The sequence below is a fragment of the Streptomyces sp. NPDC004752 genome, assembly GCF_053601275.1.
In genome coordinates this window covers 1-5,232 of the sequence record NZ_JBSGBN010000251.1, presented here as the reverse complement: position 1 = coordinate 5,232, position 5,232 = coordinate 1, and the positions used below count along the sequence as shown (strand labels likewise).

4 protein-coding genes and 1 pseudogene are annotated in these 5,232 nt (G+C 65.0%); 3 read left to right on the top strand and 2 right to left on the bottom strand.

Annotated elements, in window-relative coordinates:
* Window positions 1-256: 256 nt before the first annotated feature.
* The 3 genes from ACWEKM_RS45700 (at window position 257) to ACWEKM_RS45690 (ending at window position 3,541) form a co-directional block, all read left to right on the top strand.
* Complete coding sequence (locus ACWEKM_RS45700) at window positions 257-1,774, top strand: alpha/beta hydrolase (protein ID WP_451627226.1); 1,518 nt, start codon at window positions 257-259, stop codon at window positions 1,772-1,774.
* A gap of 318 nt (window positions 1,775-2,092) precedes the next feature.
* Window positions 2,093-2,785 carry a CPBP family intramembrane glutamic endopeptidase gene (locus tag ACWEKM_RS45695; RefSeq protein ID WP_451627225.1) on the top strand — a complete coding sequence of 231 codons (693 nt, stop codon included), beginning with the start codon at window positions 2,093-2,095 and terminating at the stop codon, window positions 2,783-2,785.
* 21 nt (window positions 2,786-2,806) lie between these two features.
* Window positions 2,807-3,541: a helix-turn-helix domain-containing protein gene (locus tag ACWEKM_RS45690; RefSeq protein WP_451627224.1), complete on the top strand. Its 735-nt coding sequence runs from the start codon at window positions 2,807-2,809 to the stop codon at window positions 3,539-3,541.
* A gap of 125 nt (window positions 3,542-3,666) precedes the next feature.
* On the opposite strand, the gene ACWEKM_RS45685 is transcribed toward ACWEKM_RS45690, so the two are convergent.
* Together ACWEKM_RS45685 and ACWEKM_RS45680 are read right to left on the bottom strand one after the other, a co-directional pair.
* Window positions 3,667-4,788, bottom strand: a complete 1,122-nt coding sequence (locus ACWEKM_RS45685; protein ID WP_451627223.1) for an IS701 family transposase — start codon at window positions 4,786-4,788, stop codon at window positions 3,667-3,669.
* A gap of 29 nt (window positions 4,789-4,817) precedes the next feature.
* Window positions 4,818-5,090 (bottom strand): annotated as a pseudogene (locus ACWEKM_RS45680) (transposase); the annotation flags it as partial.
* Window positions 5,091-5,232: the final 142 nt, after the last annotated feature.

The following is a 5,232-nucleotide window of genomic DNA, read 5'->3' as shown; positions in this document are numbered from 1 at the left end:
GCATCAGCCCGGAACTCAGGCGAGTACTTCGACGTCCCCAACGGGAACTCCTGTTCTTCGGATCCTCACGATCCAATGATCAGGGTGTCCCCGATTAAGGGCTAACCCCCGTTCGGGTCCGGAGGTCGTCTCAGGGGAGTACGCCTTCGGGCCGAGTAGTGCCAGCGGGTGACATGAGACTTGACCTGGCCCCTTGGGCACGGAGTGCACTGGAGGGCAGCAGAATCCTGTTGCCGCTCATCCGGGAGGACCGTCCGTGAATCGCAAACGTAGCAGAAGCCGGGTACTGGCTCTGGCATTCGTGATCGGCCTGGCAGGGTCGCTGGCTACGACGCCCGCCGTCGCCGATCGGGACGACGCGAGCGAAATGGTCTGGAGCGCTTGCCCGAGCGACGTGATTGTTGCTGCACCGGACCTCAACGTCCAGTGCGGGACGGTCCGTGTACCGTTGGACTACGCCAAACCAAACGGGGACCAGATCGACCTGATGGTGTCCCGACTGGCCAGTGACAATCCGAAGAAGCGGCGGGGTGTTCTCCTGCTGAACCCAGGTGGTCCCGGAGGGTCGGCGCTGACGATGCCTGCCACGCTGGTCGATCTGGGCATCCCGTCGAAGGTTCTCGACAGCTACGACCTGATCGGAATGGATACCCGTGGTTTCGGGCGTTCCGCGCCGATCGACTGCAAGTTCACCGTCGGGCAGGACTACATCGGCAACATTCCGCCCTTCGCGGTGGACGATGCTGCGGTGCTCGCGCAGGCGAAGATCGCCAAGGGCGTTGCTGACCAGTGTGCGGCCAACGACGTGGATGGGCGCATGGCCCACATCACGACGGCGAATACCGCCCGGGACCTGGACCGCATCCGAGCCGCGCTCGGTGAGAAAAAGGCCAGCTTTTTCGGGCTGTCATATGGATCAGCGCTGGGGGCCGCGTATGCCTCGATGTTCCCGGATACCACCGACCGTGTCCTGATCGACAGCAACCTCGGCGACACGGCGCTGGACCCCGCGGGTATCCGCCGGTATGCGCTCGGCATGGAGCAGACCTTCCCCGACTTCGCCAAGTGGGCTGCCGCACGCCACAGTTCGTACGGCCTCGGCCGGACAGCGCGGGAGGTGCGTCAGACGTACTTCACCCTTGCCCGGCGACTCGACGAGAAGCCCGACCTCGGCCTGGACGGCCGGCAGTTTCGGGCCGCCGCGTTCGGCAGCCTGTTCGGTGAGCGGAGGTACGGGCAGCTCGCGCAGCTCTGGGAGGCCATTGAAGGCGCCGACCAACCTGCGGTCAAGCGGCTGGCAGCGAAGCTCCAGACCCCTGCCCCGTCAGCGGTCGAGGGAGCCTCCTACTCCAACTCGTGGTCGGTCTTCCTCACCGTTACCTGCAACGACGTGAAGTGGCCCAGCGATGTACGGACTTACCGGAAGAATGTCGCGGCGGACCGCAACCGGTACCCCCTGTTCGGCGCTGCGGCGGCCAACATCCTGCCGTGTGCCTTCTGGCGGTTCGGCCCGTCTGAACCACAGATCCCGATCAACGACGAGGGACCGTCCAACATTTTGATCATGCAGAACCGTCGCGATCCGGTGACCCCGCTGCGCGGCGGGGAACTGTTCCGCGAGAAGTTTCCCGACCGCTCCCGACTGGTCAGTGTCGACGGCAGCGGTCACGGCGTCTATGTCTTCGGCCGCAACGCGTGCGCACTCAACGTAGGAACGGAGTGGCTGGCCGACGGCGTGATGCCGGAGAAGGACGTCACGTGCAGGCGTGACTGACGTCCGCTGTGGCCCGGGGCGGAGAGTGCCGGGCCCCGGTCCGGCTCTCTCCGCCCATGCTTTCGCGGGCTCTGCGGCACGGACACGACGACCCGTGAGGCCCCTGTCGGTCCGTCGGCCAGAGGCCGGGCCCGGAACCGGAGGTGAGACACGGAACAGGCCGCTGATCCTTCGAGTCAGACGGCTGCCGCCCCTTGGCCGCCCTCGGGTGGTCTTCGGGGCGGGAGCTCGCAGGCCGACTACTGAGCCATGATGCCCACGGAGCAGTCTGCTTGACCTTGCCCAAAGGGCAGGGTTGAGACTGTCGGCATGCCCCCCATGAATTCTGTCGCACCTGCCCGTAACACATCTGCCGTCACCAGGCCAGGCTGGGTCGAACTGGTGGTCGCGGTCCTCGCAGCACTGGTCCTCTACCTGATCGGCGGCGTGATAGGCGTACGGCTCCCGGACGATGCACCAGTCTCACCGGGGCACGTCAACTTCCTGATCTCGGGCCTTGCCCCTCTTGGTGCGTTCACGCTCGCCGCTATCGTCCGCATCCGCGATGTACGTCCCTTCGGGCTTCGGGGCGTCTCGCCAGGCTGGCTGATCGTGGGCATGGTGGTCGGCATTGTGTGCTTTGGGCTCAGCTGGCCGGTCTCTGCGGTCTTCGACCCGTTCTTCCCCGGCTCGGAGGACGTGCAGGAGAGTTACCGCGAAGCCGCAAGCTCAGGTATCCAGTCCCTTGCGGTAACAGTCGTACTTGGCGGAATTCTGACTCCGGTCGGTGAGGAGTGCTTGTTTCGCGGTGTGCTCGCGAATTTCCTGTACCGCTGGGGGCCCTGGGTGGCTGTCACTGTGAGTGCCGCGAACTTCGCAGTGGCCCACGGCATCAACAGCGTCATGCCGCTGGCGTTCGTGATCGGGATCGCGACCGGTCTGCTGCTCCGGTCCTCGGGTTCCATCTGGCCCGCTGTCGCTGTCCACGTTGCGTACAACAGCGCGGGCATGATCTACCACGGAACGATCTAACGCGACGAGGAGGAGACGACCATGGCAAAGAAGTCGTGGAGCACGAGGCAACTCGCGGAACTCGCCGGTACGACCGTCAAGACGGTCCGTCATTACCACCGCGTCGGCCTCCTTGATGAACCGGAACGCTCCCGCAACGGTTACAAGAACTATCAGGTCGCTCATCTCGTGCGGCTGATGCAGATTACCCGGATGAGAGAGCTGGGACTGTCCCTGGCGGATATCGGGGCCATGGGGCGCGCGGATGAGGACCCCGACCAGGCTTTGGCCGTGATGGACGCAGAGCTGGCCAAGACCATCGAGCGCTTGCAGCGCATTCGTGCCGAACTCGCTGTCTTTTTCAAGCACCGCGCTCCTATCGGCACGCCTGCCCCTTTCGAGTCGATAGCTGAAGCGCTTTCCGAGCGGGACCATGCTCTGATTACGATCTACTCGCAAGTGTTCGATTTGGGAGCGCTCGGTGACCTCCGCCAGTTGCTGGGCGAACACACCGACGTCGAGGAGGAGCTTGAACGTCTGCCATCCGACGCCGATGACGCCACCGTCGAAGCGTTGGCGTACCGGCTCGCGCCTGTCGTCGCCGGACACCAGGTGCGCTTCCCCTGGATGGCCGACCCTGAGAGGTCCTCATCGAAAGGAGAGAAATTCGTCTTGGAGGGAATAGTTCCCGCCGTGGCCGAGCTCTACAACACCGCCCAGATAAAGGCGCTGGCACGGACTCATGAAATCATCAAGAAAAATCGCCCGATGCCGTGAGAAAATCCGGATGAATGCCACTCGTTTAAATCTCTGCACGAAGAGTGGTGAAGTCCATGACGAGAACCGGATGGAATCCGTTGCCCGGCTTTGTGAACGTCGTCGCCTAACCCTTCAGTTGTAGTTCAGGGCGAGTTCACGGGTCCGGCGTCTGCGATGATGCTCGTTGGCGTCGGCCTGGTGATGTCGTCGCCAGCGTAACCACCACAGTCCGTAGGCGACTCGGTCGTCCTCGGGTAGAGGCGGTGGGTGGATGAGCGCAAGGAGCTTGCGGATCTCGGCCGCGGTGTAGGGGATGAGTTGTTCGGGACTGGTGGTGTCCTCGTGCTCCCCCTTTTCGGCTCCTCCTCCGGCTCGTCACCACTGGTCGCTTCCTGGGGCGGCGCGGCGGCGCGAGGGCCGTCCGCGGCGGCCTGCACTGCCAGAAACGCGGCGGCCGGCATCGACAGGGTGATGTGCCGGTACCAGCCGTGCCAGTGGCGCACTTCGTAGTCGGCCAGCCCGCATTGGTGCTTGCCGAGTTTGATCGCGTCTTCCACCCGCCAGCGCGCGCCGGCGACGTGGGCCAGGTGTTCCGGCGGAGTGTCGGCCGGGCCCCAGGCCAGGTAGTAGTCGAGGTCGTCGGGCGTCTCAGGGCGACGTCGGGCGATCATCCAGCGGCCGTACCAGGGCTGCCCCTGCACTGCGGCGCCGACGGGCTCCTCCGGGTCGACGATCCGGCGGATCCACCACTGCCACCAGCGGGAGCCTGTCTGGCTCGGGCCGGCTTCGATCAGTTGCCACTCGCTGTCGTCCGCGGCAGCGGCCAGCTTGTCGATCCGCCGCCGGCCCGGCCGGGGCAGTACAGTCTGGGCACTGGAGACATTGACGACGTAAGGCAGTTGACGGTCCTGTGCGAAGGAGCGGAAGGCACCATCTCGGCCGTAGACCTCGTCGGCGGCCAGCCAGGTGTTCTCCGGAAGCCCGGGGAGGATCCGGTCGATCATCTTCTCGCCGAGGCGGGGCTTGGTGGCGAAGCAGACCGTCCCAGGCACGTGCGCAGCCGCGCACCGCTCGGGGTCGTCGGTCCAGACTTGCGGCAGGTAGATCTCCCGGTCGACAAGCACTGCCCCGCGAGTGGTAGCCCAGGCCGCGAACACCCCGATCTGGCACGGGAAGACACCGCCGAGTGAGCCGGTGAACTGCCGGGCCACGCCGACGGAGGTCTGGCCCTTCCTGGCGAACCCGGTCTCATCGATGACCAGCACCCCACCAGCGCTGCTGCCAGCCCGTCCAGCGCATACCGTCGGACTCGGTCGCGCAGCTCATCGACATCCCACTTTGCCCGGTCCAGTAAGTGCTGCTGCCCGTCGGGGCGTCGCCAGCCGGCATACTCGGCCAACTGCCAGCCGTTCTTGCGCGAGACCGGACCCAACAGCCCGCGCACACACGCCTTCGCCCGCCGCCGCAGATCCGCCCGAGGGAAGACGTCACCGACCCGCAGCAGTAACTCCTCCAACTCAGCATTCCATTCGGCTACTTGCGCCACATCGCCGGACCAGTCGTCCATGGCAGTGAGTTACCCGGCAAATCTGATCAGCGAACTACAACTGAAGGGCTAAGAGGATGTCTCACGTGGTGATGTGGTGAGCTGGGGCATCATTGCTGCTTGTGGGTGTCGATCTGTCGCAACGGCTGGTTCCTGACGGTCT

Excerpts from the sequence above, each read along its gene's own strand:
- ACWEKM_RS45690 (WP_451627224.1), top strand. The coding sequence starts at position 2,807 with ATGGCAAAGAAGTCGTGGAGCACGAGGCAACTCGCGGAACTCGCCGGT.
- ACWEKM_RS45695 (WP_451627225.1), top strand. The coding sequence starts at position 2,093 with ATGAATTCTGTCGCACCTGCCCGTAACACATCTGCCGTCACCAGGCCA.